Raw genomic sequence first — 18,019 nt, forward strand, 5'->3', positions numbered from 1 at the left:
CTATGCCGGCGCGCCCGCCTCCGCCTCCGGCGCGGCGGCTCCCGCGGGTGGCTGACGCAGGTTCCACTCCAGCCGCCAGGCCTTGCCGCCCCGGTCGACGCACTCGAGCTCCAGGGTCCCGATCTCCGTCACGTGGGCACGGAGCCTCACCGGCACGACCTCGCCCGGCGCGCGGCCGTCGGGGGGCAGCGTGGCCTCCACCGGCGGCCCCTCGTCGAGCTCGGTCTCGTCCTCGACCGCGTCGCCCGGGCGGTCCTCGCGCCGGCTCGTGGTCCCGAACAGCCGGAACTGGACCGGCTCGCCCACGACGAGCCCCATCTCCTCTCCGGGCAGGTCGACGGTCGTCCCCTCCTCCATGCCCATCGGCGCGAGGCAGACCGCGCGGATGGGCGGCGGCAGCCCGGGGACCGCGGGCATCGCCGCCTCGACCCCGACGTAGTAGGCGCGCGCCGTGCCGCCGCGGATGCGGATGCCGTGGCCGGCGCGCACGCGGCCGTACGTGGCCGCGCCCTTCGCGACGGCGAGATCCGGATCGGCCGCGGGCAGGACGCGCGGCGGCGGCGCGCCCTCCGTCGCGAGCCAGCCGCCGACCACCTCGAGGAGCCGCGCGACGAGCGGCTCCGCCTTCGTCACCCCGCCGTTGAAGAGGATGGCGGTCGGGTGCAGGAACGCCTCGCCCGCGAGGGGAACCGGGGCGGCGGCGCCGGCGAGCCCGGCCCGGTGCCGCGTGAGGAACGCCGACAGGTGGCGGGTCACGGCCGGATCCGACGCGTAGGGCAGCCCCAGGGTGGTGAGGCCCGCGCGCCTCGCCGCGAGCGGGTGCGCTCCGACGTCCACGCGCGGGAAGAAGCCGTCCACGAGGACGCCCACGAGCTCCTCGCGCGTGAGCTCGCTCCGGAGGGCCCCGCCCACGAGCGACGAGCCGCGCCCGGGGATCGCCACGGCCGCCGAGGCGAGCGATGGATCGGCGAAGAGCGCCTCCTTCGCCTGGCGGGCGCCGTGCGTCAGCGCGAGGAGCTGCCAGCGATCGAGCTTCCGCCCCTCGCGCGCCAGCTTCTCCGAGAGCGCGTGCGCGAGGGCGAGGTCCATGTTGTCGCCGCCGAGCAGGATGTGGTCGCCGACGGCCACGCGCTCGAGCCCGAGATCGCCGCCGCGGTCGACGACCGCGATGAGGCTGAAGTCGGTCGTGCCTCCGCCGATGTCCACGACGAGCACGAGATCGCCCGGGCGCACCTCCCTCCGCCAGCGGTCGCCCATCGCGTCGACCCAGGCGTAGAGCGCCGCCTGCGGCTCCTCGAGGAGCACCACCTCGCTCAGGCCCGCCTGGCGCGCCGCCTCCACCGTGAGCTCGCGCGCGACCGCGTCGAAGGAGGCGGGCACCGTGAGCGTCACGCGCTGCGCCGCGAGGGCGCGCGCCGGGTCTCCCTGCGCCATCGCGTGGTCCCACGCGTCGCGCAGGTGGGCGAGGTAGCGCGCCGAGGCGTCGAGGGGGGACACCCGCGGCACCTCCGGAGGGGCGCCCGCCGGCAGGGTCGCGGCGCGCCGATCCACCCCGGCGTGCGAGAGCCAGCTCTTCGCCGACGAGACGAGGCGGATCGGCGTCTGCGCGCCCAGGTTGCGCGCGAGCTCGCCGACGAGCTGGGAGGGAGGCTCCGCCGTCCAGGGCAGCCGGGCGTCGTCGGCCGACAGCTCCTGCGGGTGCGGCAGGTAGAGGAAGGACGGCAGCAGCGCGCGCCCGCGCACGTCACCCGGCCGGACGAGCTGCGGGATCTCGAACACCTCGACGGCGCCGTCGCCCTCGATCGGTCGGTGCGCGAGCGCGGTGTGGGTCGTGCCGAGGTCGATGCCGACCGCAAGGGTCACAGCTCGACCTCGGCGGGGGCGACCAGCGTCTGGTCCCCGCCGTCCTTCGCGGGCGGCAGGCGCACCTCGCGCGCGCGCCAGCCGTGGTGGCGGAGCGCCCCCTGGAACGGCGGCTTGCCCACGACGTTGCCGGTGAGGCGGATGGCGGTCGGATCGAAGCCGGTGGCGACGGTGACGCGCGCGCCCTCCGGCTCGCGGAGCACCGGCTCCAGGCGGAAGTACTCCTCGATGGCACGCTTGCACCCTGCGTGAACGGTGCGTGCGGCGGCGCCGATGGCCGAGTCAGGGAACCCGGCGAGGTCCTCCTCGATGAAGTCCACGAGCCGGCCCTCCCGCTGGAGCACTGCGAGGAGCTGGAGCGCGGCGCGAGGATCGGGCTTCACGGGCTCGACCGGCTTCGGCGCCTCCACCGGCTTGACGACCTCCGCCGGCTTCGCGACCTCCGCAGGCCTCGCGGCCTCCGCAGGCTTCGCGAGCTCCGCAGGCTTCGCGAGCTCCGCAGGCTTCGCGGCCTCCGCAGGCTTCGCGAGCTCGGCGGGCCTGGTCGCGGCCGGCCCCTTCACCTGCGCCGGTCCACCCGTCGCGGGTTCGTGCACGGTCGCCGCCGGAGGCTGCGGGCCGGCGGGGGCCGCGGCCGGCTTCGCGGAGGGTGCGGGGGCCGGAGCGGGCGCGGCGGGAGGCTCGGCCATCCGCGCGGAGGGACCGGGCGCCGGAGCGGGCTCCGGCAGCAGGGCGCCTGCGCGGCGCGCCTCGCGCACGCGATAGACGGCGGCCGCGACGTCGGCTCGGAAGAGGATCGCGAAGAAGGCGTAGAAGGCGAGGACGAGGCGCTGGATGGGCGAGATGTCGGGACCCTGCACGATATTCACCTTGCGTTGATGAGCGCAGCCCGCGGAGCGCGGCGCCCTGGCGAGCCGGCCGAGCGCGGGAGCGGAGATTCGAAAGTGGAAAAGGTGCACCCGTTCCCGGGCGGAGGGAAAGGAGTTTCGGGGGCGGACCACCGAGGGGCCGCTCGCAAGCTCGCCTGGGTACCGCCGCCGGGGGATGCCTCGCTTCCCACGCGGTTCGCAGCTTTTCAGGAGGCCGACGGACGGCCCAGGGAGGGGAACGATGACGAAGCTGTTCGGAGCGGCGCTCATGATCGCGGCACTCGGGATCGCGGGCTGCGAGGACCGGAAGGATCTCGACAGCCGGGGCGAGGCGAAGAAGGAGCTGAAGGAGCTCCAGCCCGGGAACCAGACGATGGAGGAGCGCGCCGAGAAGACCCGCGACGAGCTGAAGGAAGCCGGCCAGGACGTGAAGCGCCAGGGCAGGAACGCGGGGCGCGAGCTCCGCGAGGGCGCGCGCGACGCGGAGCGCTAAACCATGGTTCGTGATTCGCGATCACCTTCGGGTGTCGCGACTCACGCCATGGTTTAGCCATGTTCTGACGGGGGCTGCGCCCCCGCCCCGCCGAGCGAAGCTCGTCGGGGCCCCACCTCTGCTACGCGGGGCCCGGGCGCGCTTCGCCCCTCGCATGGCTCGGGGCTCGCGCGCCGTCCCGCGGGCGCGGCTTCGCCGCGCTGTTTCCGAACCCCGCACGGTCGTTTAGGAGCCTGAGCGAGCGGCGCGGGGACCACCTGCCGGAGCGGACCCGCCGCGAGGGGCGGCGCCTCGGCGCACCCGTGCCTATCGCTGAGCGGTGCGCGTGCTCACGGGGACGAGCGGGTGGAGCTACCCGGCCTGGAAGGGCCGCTTCTACCCCCGCGACCTGCCCGCGTCCCGGTTCCTCGCGTACTACGCCGCGCGGCTCGCCGCCGTCGAGGTGAACGCCACCTTCTATCGCATGCCGCTCGCGCGGACGCTCGCGCTCTGGGGAGCGCAGGCGCCCGAGGGCTTCGTCTTCGCGCTCAAGGCCTCGAGGCGGATCACGCACGAGAAGCGGCTCGAGGCGGTCGGCGAGGACGTGGCGCGCTTCTTCGGCGCGGCCGCCGCCCTCGGACCCGCGCTCGGACCGGTGCTCTTCCAGCTCCCGCCCACCGCGAAGCGCGACGTCGCGCGGCTCCGGGCGCTCGTCGAGGTGATCCCTCCCGGCGTCCGGGCGGCGTTCGAGTTCCGCCACGAGAGCTGGCTCGCCGAGGACGTCCTGCAGACCCTCGCCGACGCCGGCGCCGCGCTGTGCGCCGCGGACACGGACGAGGCGGCGACCCCGCTCGAGCCGACGGCGCCGTTCGGCTACCTGCGCCTGCGCCGCTCGGAGTACGGCGCCGAGGACCTCGCCCGCTGGGCGGGGCGCATCCTCGCGCAGCGGTGGGGGGAGGCCTTCGTGTTCTTCAGGCACGAGGAGGCCGCGCGCGGACCCGAGTACGCCCTCCGCATGGCGGCGCTCGTCGCCCCCGCCGAGCCGTTCCCGGCGGCGCAGGGGCCGTGAGGCCGGGCGCGTCGGGTCGAGCTCATGGGCGTGCCCGCTTGCGTCGATCCGGCTGGCTCGCGGTTCGTACACAGCCTCACCGGGAGCGGCATTTCTTGATCCGCTCGCCCCGACCCCTCGGCAGGCTCGGGGGAAGGGCGAGCGGGATGGCTCGACCCGAGTGATCGCGGCCATCAGGCGGCGTCGCTCTCGGTCGCCGTCCGCTCCGGCGCGTCGAGCGCGGCGCGGACGGCGGCCAGCAGCTCCGCCGGCGCGAAGGGCTTCGCGAGCAGCGGCGCGTCGGCCGGCACGAGCGGGACGCCCGAGGCGTGGCGCTCGTAGCCGGAGACGAAGAGGACGCGCAGCCCCGGAAGGCTTCGCGCGAGCGCCTGGGACAGCTCCCACCCGTTCCGGCCGGGGAGGATCACGTCGGACACGAGCAGGTGGAGCGGCGCGCCGGCGCCGCGGGCGACGGCGAGCGCCTCCTCCGCCGAGCCCGCCTCGCGGACCCGGTAGCCGGCCCCGAGCAGCGTGCGCCGCGCGACGGCGCGGATGGCGGCGTCGTCCTCCACGAGCAGGATCGTCTCCTCGCCGCCCCTCGCCGGCGGGTCCCGCAGAGGCGGCGCCTCCGGCGCGAGCGGCTCGGCGTGGCGCGGCAGCAGGAGCCGGAACTCGGAGCCCTCCCCCGGCGCCGAGCGGACGCGGATCGCGCCGCCGCTCTGCGAGACGATGCCGTAGACCGTCGAGAGGCCGAGGCCGGTGCCCTGGCCGACCGGCTTCGTCGTGAAGAACGGCTCGAAGGCGCGCGCCCGAGTCGCCTCGTCCATGCCGACACCCCCGTCCCGCACCGCGAGCACGGCGAGCGGCCCGGGCGGCAGCGAGACCCCCTCCTCGGCCGCCTCGGCGGCGGAGCGCTCCTCCACCGCGATGACGACCCTCCCGCCCTCCGGCGACGCGTCGCGCGCGTTCACGGCGAGGTTCAGCACCGCGAGCTCGAGCTGACCGGGATCCGCGACCACCGTCCCCGGCGCGCGGGCCTCCACCTCCAGCGTGACGCGCTCGCCGAGGATCCGGCGCAGCATCTCCTCCATCCCGCGCACCACCTCCGCGAGATCGACCACGCGGGGGGCGAGGCGCTGGCGGCGGCTGAAGGCGAGCAGCTGTCGCGTGAGCGTGCCGGCGCGCCCCGCCGCGGCGACGATCTCGCGCACGTCCGGGAGGCTCTCGTGCCCGGCGGGGAGCGCCTCCTCGACGAGGCGCGCGAACGACAGGATCGCGGTGAGCAGGTTGTTGAAGTCGTGGGCGACCCCGCCGGCGAGCTGCCCCACCGCCTCCATCTTCTGGGCGTGGCGGAGCTGCTCCTCGAGCCGGCGCCGCTCGCCCACGTCCCGGAACGCGAGCACGAGGCCGACGATGTCGCCGCGGTCCAGCAGCGGGGACGCGACGAACTCGGCGGGGAACATGCTGCCGTCACCCCGGCGGAACGCCTCGTCGGCTCCGTGCCGGACCAGCCCGTCGCGCATGGCGGCGCCGATGCGGCACTCGGACGTCGGGAAGGGGGTGCCGTCCGCGTACGTCGGATGGACGACGTCGTGCCCGTGCTGGCCGACGAGCTCCTCGACGCTCCGCCCGAGCAGGCGGGCGGCGGCGGGGTTCGCGAAGACGATGCGCCCCTCCCGATCCATGCCGACGATCCCCTCGTCCACGGCGTCGAGGATGAGCCGGTTCTGTCGCGAGAGCGCCTCGAGCGAGTGGGCCATCTCGTCGAAGGCGCGGATGAGCTGCCCGAGCTCCTCGCGGCCGGGCTCGAGACCCACGCGCGCCGTGTAGTCGCCGGAGGCGATGCGGCGCGCCGCCGCCATGAGGGCGTGCAGCTTGCGGACGAGGAGCCGCTCGCCGGCGAACCCGGCGGCGAGCAGCGCGAGCAGCGCGACCGCGCCGAACGCGAGGAACGTGCGCAGGAGGAGGCGGTTCACGGGAGCGTACGCGGTGGCGACGGTGATCCCCGCCACGGCGTGCAGCGCCGCCGGTCCCGCCGCCACCGACACCGAGTGAAAGCCGAAGATCCGCTCGATCCCGTCCGGGCCGGAGGCCCGCATCACCCCGGCGTGGGCCACCGCCCGCGCGTGCAGCTCGGCCGGGAGCTTCGTCCCCACGAGCCGGGCGTCGAAGGGCCGCGCGGCGAGGACGGTCCCCTCCCGATCGAGGATCGCCGCTGCGCCGCCGGGCGGGAGCTCCATCGCGTCCAGATCGCGCTGGAGCGCCTCGAGGTCGAGCATCGCGATGGCCACCGACGAGATCCGCCCCGCGTCGTCGTGCACCGGCAGGCCCAGGCCGAGGGTCGGCACGCCGCGCGAGCGAGAGACGACGAAGCGCCCGACGGTGAACTCGCCGGACTGGAGCGGACCGCTGACGTGCTCGCGGTCGAGCAGGTTGACCTGGCGGCCCCCCGCGCCGCGGCAGAAGTAGTCGCCGTCGCGCGAGACGACCCCGAGGCTCCCGAGCTCGACCGTCGCCGCGACGAGCGGGGCGACGTCGCGCGCACACGTCTCCCCGTCTCCCGCGCGGACGCTCGGGAGCCGGGACATGCCGAGCAGCACGCCGCGGGCCCTCTCGATCAGGCGGCCGTTCCGCTCGGCGATGAGCCGGGCGATGGCGTGCGCCTCCTGCTCCGCCGAGGCCTCGAGCAGGCGGCGGTGCTCGCGCGCCGAGTACGCGAGGATGCCCAGGGCGGGCAGGACGGCGACCAGGACGAGGAAGAGCAGGCGAACCCGCAGGCTCGCGAACATCGGATGCACCTGCGCATTCGACCACCTCGCCCCGGCGACATCAAGCGAGCGCCCGCCTCGCCGGCGCCCCATCGTCGACTGGTTTCCACGCTCGACCTGCTAGACTGCGGGCGTGATCTCGCTCCGTCGCTCGACCGAGGGACAGCTGCCCGCGCGTGGCCCCGCTCGCGCCGCCGTGATCGTCGCGCTCGTGGTCGGCGGCGTCGTCGCGATCCTCGTGCCGGTGTTCTTCGCGGTGATGCTGCTCGGGATGCTCGAGTAGCGCGGAGGCCGGGAGCGGCTAGCATCCCGCCATGAGCCACCGCTTCTCCCCGCGCCGGGCCATCGGGCGCACCGGCTTCGTCGCCACCGCGCTCGGCGCCGGGGATCTCGCCGACCGCTCGGTGCCGAAGGAGCGCTGCGTCGCCACGCTCCGGCGCGCCCTCGACGCCGGGCTGAACGTCGTCGACACCGCGCCCATGTACGAGGACGGCTACTCGGAGGAGATCGTGGGGGAGGCGCTCCGGGGACGTCGCGAGGCGGTCTTCCTGGTGGACAAGATCGACCACCTCGATCGGCCCGTCGCGCCCCAGCTCGACGAAAGCCTCCGCAGGCTCGGGCTCCCGTCGGTGGACCTCCTCGTCCTGCACTCCTGCTCGGAGCCCGCGGCGTGGGCGCGAGCGAGGTCGCGCGGAGGCGCGATGGAGGAGCTCGGCGCGGAGGTCGCGCGCGGGCGGGCGCGGCTCCGCGGGATCTCGTCGCATCACCCGGACGTCCTCGCGGACGCGATCGCGTCGGGGCTCTGCGACGTCGTCATGTTTCCGGTGGGCCCGTACTGCCATCCGCGCTACGTGGACGAGCTCCTCCCGGCGGCGCGGTCCCGCGGGGTGGGCACGATCTGCTTCAAGACCTTCGGCGCCGGGAAGCTCGTCGCCGACACCGAGGGCTACGGCCGGCCCCTCTCGAAGCGGCCGCGCGGGAAGGTGTCGTCCGGCGGCGAGGACGGCGCGCGCCCGGTGCTGCCGCACCTGTCCGTCGCGGAGTGCCTTCGCTACACCCTCACGCTGGACCCCGACGTCGCCCTGCTCGGGCTCTCGTTCCCGAACGAGCAGGACGCGGCCTTCGACGCGGCTGCCGCCTTCCGCCCCATGACCGCGGCCGAGCTCGCGGCGACCCGGGATCGCGCGGCGGAGGCCATCCGCGGCAAGGGCGAGGTGTGGTGGAACCCGCACCCCACCCCCGAGAGCACGGTGCGTTGATCCGCCGCTTGCGGGCGGCCTCGGGCCCCCGCTAAAGACCGGGGGTCCATGACCCTCGACGACCCAGGACGCGCCGCGCGCCGCGCCGGCCCCGGCGGTGACGAGCGACCGCTGAGCGCTCCCGCCGCGCCGCCCGCGCTGACCCTCTCCGGCGCCGGGAAGCGCTACGGGCAGCGGGAGGCGCTCCAGCCCCTCTCGCTCGCCATCTGCGCGGGCGAGCGCGTCGCCGTGGTCGGGCCGAGCGGCGCCGGCAAGTCCACCCTCCTCCGGCTCCTCGCCACCTCGCTCGCGCCCTCGTGCGGCTCGGTGGCGGTGCTGGGCCACGACGTCGCGGCGCTCTCGCCGCGCGCCCTGCGGCGCCTCCGCGCCCGCATCGGGACGGTGCACCAGCAGCTCCACCTCGTGCCGCAGGCGAGCGTGATGCAGAACGTGGTCGCGGGCCGGCTCGGGCGCGTGTCGCTCGCGCGGGCGCTCGCCTCGCTCGTCTCGCGCGAAGAGGCGGCGCGCGTCGCCGCCGTGCTCGCCGAGGTCGGGATCGCCGGCCGCCTCCACGACCGCGTGGACCGGCTCTCCGGCGGCGAGCAGCAGCGGGTCGCCATCGCGCGCGCCCTGTACCAGGATCCCGAGATCGCCCTCGCGGACGAGCCCATCGCCTCCGTGGACCCCACCCGCGCCTCCGAGCTCGCGGCGCTCCTCGCGCGCGCCTTCGCGGGGCGCACGCTCGTGGTGACCACGCACCGCCTGGAGCCGCTCCTCCCGGTGGTGACGCGCGTCGTCGGCCTGCGGGACGGCGCGCTCGCGTTCGACAAGCCGACCGCGGCGCTCACGCTCGACGATCTGTCGCGCCTGTACGCCTCGCGCCGCGGGGCGCCGGCGCCCCGCTCACCCACCGCCGCTCCGGCCGCGGCCGCGAGCCCCGCCGCGCCCGCCGGCGTGCTCGCGCTCGGCGCCTCGAACACGCCGGGCGAGTTCGTGCTCCCCCGCGCGCTGCGCGCGTTCGTGCGGGATCATCCGGGCGTGCGGGTGAGCCTCGCGGTTAAGGATTCCGCGGAGGTGACCGCGGACCTCCTGGCCGGCCGCATCGAGGTCGGGTTCGTCGGGGCGCGCTCCCCCCACCCCGAGCTCCACTACGAAGACCTCGTCGAGGACGAGATCGTGCTCGTGGCCTCGCCGGCGCTGGAGGGGATCTCCCCGGAGCCCATCTCGCCCGCCGACGCGGCCCGCCTCCCGCGGGTCGAGCGAGAGGCCGGCTCGGGCACCCGCGTCGTCGTCGAGGAGCACCTCGCCAACCTGGGCGTCCCCCTCGATCCCGCCGCGGTGGCGCTCGAGGTCGGCACGCTGGCCGGGCTCAAGGCCGCGGTCCTCTCCGGGGTCGGCGTCGCGTTCACCTCGCGCCTCGCGGTCAGGGAGGAGCTCGAGCACGGGCACCTGCGCGTGCTCCGGCTCGAGGGCGTGCGCATCCCGCGGCGACTCTTCGTGGCGTGGCGGCGCGGCGCCGCGCCGAGCCCCGCGGCCCGCCGCTTCGTCGAGGTCGCCCGCGCGTCGCTCGCGCACGCGGCGGGGCGCGCATGAGCCCGCGGCGCCCGCCGCTCCCGGCGCTCCTCTCCTGGCCGGGCCTCGCCCTCGCCGCCGCCGTCGGCCTTTCGTACCGGCTCGTGGACGGCGACCTCCGCGCGCTGCTCGCGGCCGACGCCCGCCGCGCCATGAGCGACCTCGTGCGCGGCTTCTGGCCCCCCGCGCACAGCCCCGAGTTCCTGTCCTTCCTCGTCCGTCCGCTCGCGGAGACCGTCGCCATCGCGTTCCTGGGGATGTCGCTCGCGCTCGCCCTCGCGGCCCCCCTCGCGTTCCTCGCCGCCTCCCCGCGCGTGCTCTCGGCGGGGGGCGAGCGGACGCCGTGGCCCCGCCGCGCCGCCTGGCTCGCCGCGCGGGTCGCGCTGAACCTGATGCGCTCGGTGCCGGAGCTCGTCTGGGCGCTCGTGCTCGTGCGCGCCTTCGGGCTCGGGCCGCTCGCCGGCGTGCTCGCCATCGGGATCGGCTACGCGGGCGTGCTGGGGAAGGTCTTCGCCGAGATCTTCGAGTCGGCGCCCCGGGCGCCCGCCGCGGCGCTCGCGGGCGCGGGCGCGCCGCCCGCGAGCGCCTTCGCCTTCGGCGTCCTCCCCTCCACCCTCCCGCTCCTCGCCTCGTACGCCCTCTATCGCTTCGACTGCGCGCTGCGCGCCGCCGCCGTGCTCGGGCTGGTCGGCGCCGGCGGGGTGGGCGTCCAGCTCGAGCTCTCGCTCAAGATGTTCGCCTACGACGAGGTCGCCGCGATGGTGATCGCGCTCTTCGCCCTCGTGGCAGGCGTGGATCTCCTCTCCCAGCGGGTGCGCCGCCGCATCCACCTGAGCCGCGGCCTCTTCCCGCTCGGGCTGGGGGCGCTCCGCCTCCGCCTCGTCGCGGTCGCCGCCTGGGTGGTCGCGGCCTTCGGCGCGGCGCGGGTGCTCGCGCTCTCCTGGAGGGACGTCCTCTCCCCCGGCGCGTTCGCGAGCGTCGGCGCGCTCGCGGGCGCGATGTGGCCGCCCGATCTCGACCCGGCGTTCCTGCGCCAGCTCGCGCCGGCCGCGCTCGTCACGCTCGCCACGAGCGTGCTCGGCACCGCGATCGCCGCGCTCGTCGGCCTCCTGCTCGCGTACCCGGCGGCGTACCGGATCCACGCCGTCGATGGCTCGGCCGGCGGGTCCGCGGCCGGCCGCGCCGCGGTCGCCGCCGCCGCCTGGCTCGCCCGCGGTCTCATGAACCTGGGACGGACCCTTCCCGAGCTGCTCTGGGCGCTGGTCCTCATCTTCGCTGTCGGTCTAGGCCCGTTCGCGGGGGCGCTGGCGCTGGGGATCCACACCGCCGGGGTCCTCGGGCGGCTCTACGCCGAGGCGCTCGAGGAGGTGCCGCTCGCCCCGTCGTCCGCCCTGCGCGAGTCCGGCGCGGGGGACGCCGCCGCCTCGATCTTCGCGGTGCTGCCGCAGGCGTTTCCTCAGCTCGTCGCCTACACGCTCTACCGCTGGGAGGTGAACATCCGCGCGTCCGCCGTGCTCGGCGTCGTGGGCGCGGGCGGGCTGGGCGGGCTCCTCCACGTGTCGCTCAACCTCTTCCACCACCACCGCACCCTCACGCTGCTCGCCGTGACCGTGCTCCTCGTCACCGGCGTGGATCTCCTCTCCGGCGCCATCCGCCGGCGCATCCTGGAGGGCCCGCCGGCCGAGGCGCGCCGGGCGCCCGAGACGCCGGTGATGGCGGACGCCTGGTGAACGCCCCCGCCGTGGGTTGCGCCCGTGGCCCGGCCGTGCGATGCACCTGTCCCGGCGAGAGGAGGTGATCGCGTGCTGCGCATCGAGCGTCGTGTCCCCCTCGACCGCTGAGGCCGTCCCGGCGGGAGGCGAGTTCGCCTCCGAGCATCCGAGCACCCTTCGCGCCGTCTCCAAGCCCACGTACGCCGCGCGGTCCTCCGCAGCGCGGCCGGAGCGTTCCATGCACCGCCTCACGCGCATCCTCGCCGTCACCCTCTCCCTCCTCCCGCTCGCCGGCATGGCCCAGGAGCCCCTCCGCGTCTCCGCCATCCCCGACGAGTCCCCCACCGAGCTGCAGCGCAAGTTCGGGCCGCTCGGGAAGTACCTCGAGCGTCAGCTCGGCCGTCCCGTGAAGTTCACCCCCGTCACGGACTACGCCGCCACGGTCGAGGGGCTCGCCGCGGGCAAGCTCGACCTCGTCTGGTACGGCGGCTTCACCTTCGTCCAGGCACGGCGACGGACCGGCACGGCCATCCCCCTCGTCCAGCGCGAGGAGGACGCCCGCTTCCACTCCAAGTTCATCGTGCCCGCCGCCTCGAAGGCCCAGCGGCTGCAGGACCTGAAGGGCGCGACGTTCGCGTTCGGCTCGGTCAGCTCCACCTCCGGCCACCTCATGCCGCGCTACTTCCTGCTTCAGAACGGGATCGACCCCGACCGCGACTTCGCGAGGGTGGCCTACTCCGGCGCGCACGACGTGACGGCGAAGTGGGTGGAGGCCGGCAAGGTGGAGGCGGGCGCGCTGAACGAGTCGATCTGGCAGCGCCTCGTCGACGAGAGGAAGATCGACCCGTCGAAGGTGCGAGTGCTGTGGACCACGCCGGAGTACCACGACTACAACTGGACGGTCCGCGGTGACCTCGACCCCAAGCTCGTCGAGAAGATCCGGGCCGCCTTCCTCGCGCTCGATCCCGCGAACCCGGAGCACGCGGAGATCCTGGAGCTGCAGCGGGCGAAGCGCTTCATCCCCACCTCGCCCGAGAACTACGCGGCCATCGAGCAGGCCGCCCGGGCCGCGGGGTTGCTGAAGGACTGACCGCCTCCCAGGTCGCGCCGCACGACCGCTCGCCCCTCGACGAGCTCGGGGCGAGCGGCTCCGTTCACGATCCGCTCGTGCGAGGGTGGAGGTCGAGGTCGGGGTCGAGGTCGGGGTCGGGGTCGGGGTCGGGGTCGAGGTCGAGGTCGGGGTCGGGGTCGAGGTCGGGGTCGCGGTTGGGGTCGGGGTCGGGGTCGGGGTCGAGGTCGCGGTCGGGGTCGGGGTCGGGGTCGGGGTCGGGGTCGAGGTCGAGGTCGGGGTCGGGGTCGGGGTCGCGGTCGGGGTCGGGGTCGCGGTCGGGGTCTCTCGATTCATCACATCCCACGGCGGCAGCACGCGCATGCGGGCAGGTCGTGTGCCGTCGCCCGTACGCAGACGGGGGCTCGGGCATCGAGGGGAGAAGCGCTCGGTTCCCGGCGTGCACCTCCGCGCATCGCACGCGGCGGGTCTTCGCCCGCGTCGGCGCGAGGATTGGGCAGCGGGCAGCGCAGGTCCGAGGATGTCGCACGCACGTTCCCGTTGCGCGGCGACATTCACGAATAGTTCTTGCTGTCTCCAGCGATAGCTCCTGCGAGCCACGCGAGTCCCAGTTGCGGTGGGTGAACGTTGCCCTCTTGACGAGGTTCGAGGCGAAACGCGCTCCGACGTCCGCGGTACGTCGAGAGCACGTACCTCGCGAGCGCAGGCAGGCCGCGCCGTGCGCGTCCGGCGCGCCGCGTGGACGGCGAGGGGCTGGCCCGGAAAACGGCGCAGGCACGATCCTGGCGCGTATCCGAAGGGGCCGAAATCGCGTGTTACGAAGGGTGCACAGGAGGTGCACCATGCCCGCTGTCGCCCCTTCCGCCCTCGACTCGACCCTCCTCGCCCAGCGCCTGCGCGAGCTCGCAGGCCAGGAGCGCGACGTCCAGGTCGAGTTCCTCCTCCACCTCGAGGAGTTCGATCGCCGCCGCGCGTACGTGGACGCCGGCTACCCCTCGCTCTGGGCGTATTGCCTGGAGGTGCTCCACCTTCGCGAGGGCGCGGCCGGGCGACGCATCCAGGCGATGCGGGTGCTGCGCCGGTTCCCCAGTCTCGAGGGCGCGCTTCGGGATGGCCGCCTTTGCATCTCCACCGTCCAGCTGCTCGGCCAGGTGCTGACCGAGGAGAACCTGCCCGACCTCGTCGCCCGGGCCGCCTACCGCACCAAGGCCGAGGTGGATCACCTCGTCGCCTCGCTCCAGGCGCGCACCGCTCCGCGGACAGGCGTGCGCAAGCTGCCCGACCGCGCCTCAGCCGCGAGCGCCCCGGCGCTGCCGCTGGCGGCAGTGGATGCCGGACCTGCCGAGCCGCAGGAGGCGATCCCCGTGCCTCGGGCGGCTGCTGGTGGGTCGCCGGCCACGGTTTCCGCCCCACTCGACCCGCCTCGCCCGAAGGCGCGGGCGGAGACCCGCGCCGAGCGAGAGCGACTGGTCGCTGCGGGTCACCATCGACGCGTCCTGCAAGGAGGACCTCGAGACGCTCACCGCGCTGCTCTCGCACAAGATCCCGGACGGCGATCTCGCGGCGGTGCTCCGCGAGGCCACGCTCTGGGGGGTCCCTCGACTCTCGACAACGTCCGGCTCGCCTGCAAGCCCCATAACCTGTTGCACGCCGAACAGACCTACGGGCGCGAGCACATGGCCCGTTTCCGTCGCATAGGCGTCGCCGGGGCGACGCCAGATGCCGGCGGGGCGCCACCAGCGCCGCAGCAGGCCCTGTGGGGACCGTGACCGCGGTCGGCGGAACGGGAGCAAGTCCGGCCGCAGCACCTTCCGGCGACGCGGCGGATGCGCGGCGAACCGTCGAAGCACGAGCCCGGGGGGGGGGATGCTGCCTCACCCTCGCGGATCGCGCGCCTCGAGCCCGAGGATCCAGCCCTCGACCGAGCGCGCCATCGGATCCACCGGCTCGTGGAGCTCGGTCCGGCCGAGCACCACGTCCAGCATCCCGAGCAGCGCCGCCACCGCGTCGAATGGGTCCTCTCCCGCCGCGCTCGGGCCGAAGCCGGAGGCGAGCTGGCCGAGGAGCCGGCGCGACGGGACCACCCCCGCTCGCGCGAGCCAGCGGCGGAGCGCGGCGCACGCCTCGCGCCGCGAGCGCGGATCCCGCTTGGAGACGCGGGCAACGCCGAGCCGGCCGTACGCGTCCGCGGGGTAGATCTCCGAGAGCACCACCGCGCCGGGACGCAGCAGCGTCAGCAGCTCGCCGTGGAAGGGCCAGATCACGGCCTGCCCCTCGCGCAGCGCGGGCAGGACGACGTCTCTCCAGCCCGCGAGCGCCGCCTTGCCCGCCTGCTTGGCGCCGACGGTCCAGAAGAGCGCCTCCGCCGCTCGCCGCCCGGGACGGGCGCGCTCGCAGGCGCGCCGGAGGGCGTCGATCCCCGGAACCGCGAGGGCGGCGCACAGCTCCGCCTGCCGGTGCTGGCCGGGGCGGCGCGCGCGGACCGGGTAGAACGGCCGGTGGAGCGTGATCTCGCTCGCCGTGGCGGCCGGCGAGAAGAACGCGTGGTACGGCGGGGCGCCGAGGCCGCGCGCCCACGGGAGGAACGCCGCGATCCCCGCGCGCTCCGCGTAGGCGGCGGGGACGCCCACGGGGAAGTCGAGCCCGACGAGGGCGGCGCGCCGCGTCCCGGCGCGGCGCGACAGCCGCGCGACGAGCGTCTCCGCCCGTCCGACGGGACGCGCCCCGCCCGCGCGCCAGCGCCCGTCGCGGCCGCGCACCGCCACCGCGAGCCAGCGCTTCCGCGCGGCGACGCTCCAGTCTGCGGCGGCGACGAGGTCGGCGGCGAGCGGCTCCGGCACGTCGCCGATCTAGCCCGCGCCCTTCACCCGCGCCTCCCCAGCTTCACCGGCCGCGCGGCCTGGAGCACCCGGAAGTCTCCCGCCTCGAGCGGCGACTCCCGCGCGAACAGCGCGTGCGCCTCGCGCAGCGCGTGCCGGAGCGCGGCCCGGCGCTCGCCCTCGGTCGCGTCCGGACGCTCCCGCGCGAGGGCGGCGACCGCGACGCCGAACCGCCTCAGCACGTGCAGCCGGCTCACCGCGATGACGCCCGGCTCGAAGGGGACGCCGAGCGCGGCGAAGAAGTCCTCCGCCGACTCCAGCCCCTCCAGCTCCGGCAGCGGCGCCGGCGCGCCCGCCTCGCTCACGCGACCTCCGCCCGCGGAGCGGGATCGCCCCCGGCGGCCTCCACCTCGCCCGCCCGCGCGCGCGCGGCGAACCCCTCGAACCAGGCCAGCGCGGCCGTCTCGATCGGCCGGAACGCCTGATCGACCACCGCCTCGATGCCCGCGGCGGCGAGCCGTGCGCTGGGACAGCGCCCGATCTTCGAGACCAGCACGGCGCGGCAGCCGCCGAGCGCGCGCAGCATGCCGTCGAGCGCGTCCTCGTCCCCCTCGCCACCGACGCAGTAGCGCTCGACGGGGCGCCGTCCGACGAGGCGCGCGCCGGCGCGGCTGACGTCGTACACGAGCAGCTCGCGCGCCTGGCCGAAGTGCTCGTCCACCTGCCCGCCCCCGCGCGTGGCCACCGCGATCCTCGCCGAGACCGCCGCCGGCACCGCCGCCAGACGCTGGAGCGCGGCGTCGCGCTCGCTCGCGACCCGTCCCCGCACGCGCGCGATCGCGTCGCGGCGCGCTGCTCGCGCCTCCCGGGCGTCGCGGGCAGGCCCCGGCGGGAGGGAGGCCAGGGTGAACGAGGTGAAGCGATCCTCCCCGAGGCGCCCCACCGCGTCGGCCCGGCACTGGCGGCAGTGCCGCATGAGCCGCGCGTCGAGCTCGCAGGCCCGCTGGACCTCCTCCAGCTCCAGGGCGGTCGGACCGCGCCGGCCGGTCCGGCCGTAGTGCGTGCCGTGCTCCGGCGCCGAGATGAGCGGGACGAGGTTCACGAGGAAGGCGCCCGCCCGCCGCACGGCCCGCGTCACCTCCGGCAGGTGCGCGTCGTTCACGCCCGGGATCACGACGGAGTTCACCTTCACGAGCACGCCGCGCGCGGCGAGCGCGGCGATCCCCTCGAGCTGCTGCGCCGAGAGGATCCTCGACGCCTCGGGGCCCCGCACCTTGCGCCCGCCCCGGAGGACCCAGGGGTAGATCCGCTCGCCCACGGCGGGGTCGATCATGTTCACGGTCACCGTCACGTGGCGCGCCCCGGCCGCGGCGAGCCGCTCCGCGTGCTCCGGGAGCGCGAGCCCGTTCGTCGAGACGCAGAGCCGCAGGTCCGGCGCGGCGCGGTGCACGCCCTCGAGGGTCGCGAAGGTCGCGTCGGCGTTGGCCAGCGCGTCCCCGGGCCCGGCGATGCCGACCACCGACAGCTCGGGGAGCTCGGCCGCGACGGCGAGCACCTTGCGGACCGCGTCCTCGGGCCGGAGCCGCTCCGAGACGACGCCCGGTCGGCTCTCGTTGGCGCAGTCGTACTTCCGGTTGCAGTAGTGGCACTGCACGTTGCAGGCGGGCGCCACCGCGACGTGCATGCGCGCGAAGTGGTGGTGCGCCTCCTCGCTGTAGCAGGGGTGGTCGGCGACCAGCGCGGCCACGTCCTCCGGAAGCGTGGGCGCGGCGTCGCCGCAGCCCTGCGCGAACGTGCAGTTGGCCGCGGGCGCTGGCGGGGCGGAGCGTTCGAGGACCGGGAGGCGCATGGGGCCCTCACGCGACCAGCGGCTCGAACGAGAACGCGCCCTTCTTGCAGGTGCGGCCGCAGGCCTCGCACCCGATGCACTCGTCCGCGTTCTCGACCGCCGCGAACATCTTGGCGGTCTCCTCCTCGTCCACCTCCGCCGGCGCCAGCACGCCGTGCGCGCAGATCTTGATGCAGCGACCGCAGCCGATGCACAGCTCGGCGTCGATGGACCTCACGAACCGGGGGGTCCACTCTTTCTTCCCGCGCCTCAGCCCCGTGATGAACGCCATGGCTTCCTCTCCTCCTCGCAGTGCGCCGGGTCCCGGCGCGGTTTCACTCGTCGCTGTCGCCTGCCGTGGCCGAGCCGCCGTCGCCGTCCTCGCCCGCCGGGACGCCCATGGCCTTCCGCAGCCACGGCGGCGGGCGTCCCCGCAGGACCTCCTGCAGCCTGCCCACGACCTCCTCCACGGCGACGTCGCCGCTCGCCTTCATCGGCTGGATCCGGCGGGAGACGAGCTTCGCCGCGGCCGGGCCGCCGATCTGGGCGGTGTAGACGATGGCGCAGCCCGCGAGCGCGCTCGCCCGCGCGGCGATCCGATCGTCCTCGTCCTCGGCGCTCGTGACGGCGCTCACCCGCTCCACGAAGCGGGCCGCGTCGGGGCCGACCTCCCACACCCAGAAGTGCCCCGCCCGTCCGAAGTGCTCGTCCACCCGCTCGCCGGTGCTGCTCGTGAACGCGATCCGCATCCGTGCCTCCGC

At 75.7% G+C, this 18,019-nt stretch carries 16 protein-coding genes and 1 pseudogene; 8 read left to right on the top strand and 9 right to left on the bottom strand.

Translation table 11 applies throughout. The annotated features are described in order from the left end of the window. Both ANAE109_RS15435 and ANAE109_RS15440 read right to left on the bottom strand, forming a co-directional pair. Window positions 1–1,863, bottom strand: a complete 1,863-nt coding sequence (locus tag ANAE109_RS15435) for an Hsp70 family protein (protein WP_012097820.1) — start codon at window positions 1,861–1,863, stop codon at window positions 1–3. Next, window positions 1,860–2,723, bottom strand: a complete 864-nt coding sequence (locus ANAE109_RS15440) for a DUF2760 domain-containing protein (RefSeq protein ID WP_041448388.1) — start codon at window positions 2,721–2,723, stop codon at window positions 1,860–1,862. Before ANAE109_RS15440 ends, ANAE109_RS15435 begins: the two co-directional genes overlap by 4 nt. 250 nt (window positions 2,724–2,973) lie before the next feature. On the opposite strand from ANAE109_RS15440, the gene ANAE109_RS15445 reads away from it, so the two are divergent. Together ANAE109_RS15445 and ANAE109_RS15450 are read left to right on the top strand one after the other, a co-directional pair. Beyond that, window positions 2,974–3,225 carry a hypothetical protein gene (locus ANAE109_RS15445; RefSeq protein WP_012097822.1) on the top strand — a complete coding sequence of 84 codons (252 nt, stop codon included), beginning with the start codon at window positions 2,974–2,976 and terminating at the stop codon, window positions 3,223–3,225. A 319-nt stretch (window positions 3,226–3,544) separates the two neighbouring features. Further along, the gene (locus ANAE109_RS15450) at window positions 3,545–4,273 is read left to right on the top strand and encodes a DUF72 domain-containing protein (RefSeq protein WP_012097823.1); all 729 of its coding nucleotides are present in this window, start codon (window positions 3,545–3,547) and stop codon (window positions 4,271–4,273) included. A 173-nt stretch (window positions 4,274–4,446) separates the two neighbouring features. Here the strand turns inward: ANAE109_RS15450 and ANAE109_RS15455 are convergent, their stop codons facing one another. Beyond that, window positions 4,447–7,041, bottom strand: coding sequence for an ATP-binding protein (locus ANAE109_RS15455; protein WP_012097824.1), 2,595 nt, complete (start codon window positions 7,039–7,041; stop codon window positions 4,447–4,449). A 112-nt stretch (window positions 7,042–7,153) separates the two neighbouring features. On the opposite strand from ANAE109_RS15455, the gene ANAE109_RS25335 reads away from it, so the two are divergent. The 5 genes from ANAE109_RS25335 (at window position 7,154) to ANAE109_RS15475 (ending at window position 12,632) form a co-directional block, all read left to right on the top strand. Continuing rightward, complete coding sequence (locus tag ANAE109_RS25335) at window positions 7,154–7,303, top strand: hypothetical protein (protein ID WP_158305897.1); 150 nt, start codon at window positions 7,154–7,156, stop codon at window positions 7,301–7,303. A gap of 31 nt (window positions 7,304–7,334) precedes the next feature. Continuing rightward, window positions 7,335–8,279, top strand: coding sequence for an aldo/keto reductase (locus ANAE109_RS15460; protein WP_012097825.1), 945 nt, complete (start codon window positions 7,335–7,337; stop codon window positions 8,277–8,279). 48 nt (window positions 8,280–8,327) lie between these two features. Next, complete coding sequence (locus ANAE109_RS15465; RefSeq protein WP_012097826.1) at window positions 8,328–9,851, top strand: LysR substrate-binding domain-containing protein; 1,524 nt, start codon at window positions 8,328–8,330, stop codon at window positions 9,849–9,851. Continuing rightward, window positions 9,848–11,560 (top strand): ABC transporter permease, encoded by a 1,713-nt coding sequence (locus tag ANAE109_RS15470; protein ID WP_012097828.1) that lies wholly within the window; start codon window positions 9,848–9,850, stop codon window positions 11,558–11,560. Before ANAE109_RS15465 ends, ANAE109_RS15470 begins: the two co-directional genes overlap by 4 nt. 220 nt (window positions 11,561–11,780) lie before the next feature. Next, window positions 11,781–12,632 carry a putative selenate ABC transporter substrate-binding protein gene (locus ANAE109_RS15475; RefSeq protein ID WP_012097830.1) on the top strand — a complete coding sequence of 284 codons (852 nt, stop codon included), beginning with the start codon at window positions 11,781–11,783 and terminating at the stop codon, window positions 12,630–12,632. A gap of 64 nt (window positions 12,633–12,696) precedes the next feature. Here the strand turns inward: ANAE109_RS15475 and ANAE109_RS25565 are convergent, their stop codons facing one another. Further along, on the bottom strand, window positions 12,697–13,056 hold the full coding sequence (locus tag ANAE109_RS25565) for a hypothetical protein (RefSeq protein WP_200860864.1): 360 nt from the start codon (window positions 13,054–13,056) through the stop codon (window positions 12,697–12,699). Window positions 13,057–13,453: 397 nt separating this feature from the next. Here ANAE109_RS25565 and ANAE109_RS24225 point away from each other — a divergent pair. Continuing rightward, a pseudogene (locus tag ANAE109_RS24225) lies at window positions 13,454–14,380 on the top strand (hypothetical protein). A gap of 105 nt (window positions 14,381–14,485) precedes the next feature. On the opposite strand, the gene ANAE109_RS15495 reads toward ANAE109_RS24225, so the two are convergent. Genes ANAE109_RS15495 through nifX form a run of 5 tightly spaced genes read right to left on the bottom strand, consistent with a single transcriptional unit; the run spans window position 14,486 to window position 18,007 of the window. After that, window positions 14,486–15,451 carry a hypothetical protein gene (locus ANAE109_RS15495; RefSeq protein WP_012097832.1) on the bottom strand — a complete coding sequence of 322 codons (966 nt, stop codon included), beginning with the start codon at window positions 15,449–15,451 and terminating at the stop codon, window positions 14,486–14,488. A 23-nt stretch (window positions 15,452–15,474) separates the two neighbouring features. Continuing rightward, a complete protein-coding gene (locus ANAE109_RS15500) occupies window positions 15,475–15,795 on the bottom strand; it encodes a nitrogenase-stabilizing/protective protein NifW (protein ID WP_049768604.1) in 321 nt (106 codons plus the stop codon). Continuing rightward, window positions 15,792–17,279 carry a nitrogenase cofactor biosynthesis protein NifB gene (nifB, locus tag ANAE109_RS15505; protein ID WP_012097834.1) on the bottom strand — a complete coding sequence of 496 codons (1,488 nt, stop codon included), beginning with the start codon at window positions 17,277–17,279 and terminating at the stop codon, window positions 15,792–15,794. Before nifB ends, ANAE109_RS15500 begins: the two co-directional genes overlap by 4 nt. 7 nt (window positions 17,280–17,286) lie before the next feature. Continuing rightward, window positions 17,287–17,550, bottom strand: a complete 264-nt coding sequence (fdxB, locus tag ANAE109_RS15510; protein WP_012097836.1) for a ferredoxin III, nif-specific — start codon at window positions 17,548–17,550, stop codon at window positions 17,287–17,289. 43 nt (window positions 17,551–17,593) lie between these two features. Continuing rightward, window positions 17,594–18,007 (bottom strand): nitrogen fixation protein NifX, encoded by a 414-nt coding sequence (gene nifX, locus ANAE109_RS15515; protein WP_012097837.1) that lies wholly within the window; start codon window positions 18,005–18,007, stop codon window positions 17,594–17,596. Window positions 18,008–18,019: the final 12 nt, after the last annotated feature.

Origin of the sequence: Anaeromyxobacter sp. Fw109-5 (assembly GCF_000017505.1) — a bacterium.
Classification (GTDB): Bacteria; Myxococcota; Myxococcia; order Myxococcales; family Anaeromyxobacteraceae; genus Anaeromyxobacter.

What these genes read in the sequence shown, in the direction of transcription:
- ANAE109_RS15445 (WP_012097822.1), top strand. Translation starts at nt 2,974, where the DNA reads ATGACGAAGCTGTTCGGAGCGGCGCTCATGATCGCGGCACTCGGGATC.
- ANAE109_RS15455 (WP_012097824.1), bottom strand. Translation starts at nt 7,041, where the DNA reads ATGTTCGCGAGCCTGCGGGTTCGCCTGCTCTTCCTCGTCCTGGTCGCC.
- ANAE109_RS15460 (WP_012097825.1), top strand. Translation starts at nt 7,335, where the DNA reads ATGAGCCACCGCTTCTCCCCGCGCCGGGCCATCGGGCGCACCGGCTTC.
- ANAE109_RS15465 (WP_012097826.1), top strand. Translation starts at nt 8,328, where the DNA reads ATGACCCTCGACGACCCAGGACGCGCCGCGCGCCGCGCCGGCCCCGGC.
- ANAE109_RS15470 (WP_012097828.1), top strand. Translation starts at nt 9,848, where the DNA reads ATGAGCCCGCGGCGCCCGCCGCTCCCGGCGCTCCTCTCCTGGCCGGGC.
- ANAE109_RS15475 (WP_012097830.1), top strand. Translation starts at nt 11,781, where the DNA reads ATGCACCGCCTCACGCGCATCCTCGCCGTCACCCTCTCCCTCCTCCCG.
- nifB (WP_012097834.1), bottom strand. Translation starts at nt 17,279, where the DNA reads ATGCGCCTCCCGGTCCTCGAACGCTCCGCCCCGCCAGCGCCCGCGGCC.
- fdxB (WP_012097836.1), bottom strand. Translation starts at nt 17,550, where the DNA reads ATGGCGTTCATCACGGGGCTGAGGCGCGGGAAGAAAGAGTGGACCCCC.
- nifX (WP_012097837.1), bottom strand. Translation starts at nt 18,007, where the DNA reads ATGCGGATCGCGTTCACGAGCAGCACCGGCGAGCGGGTGGACGAGCAC.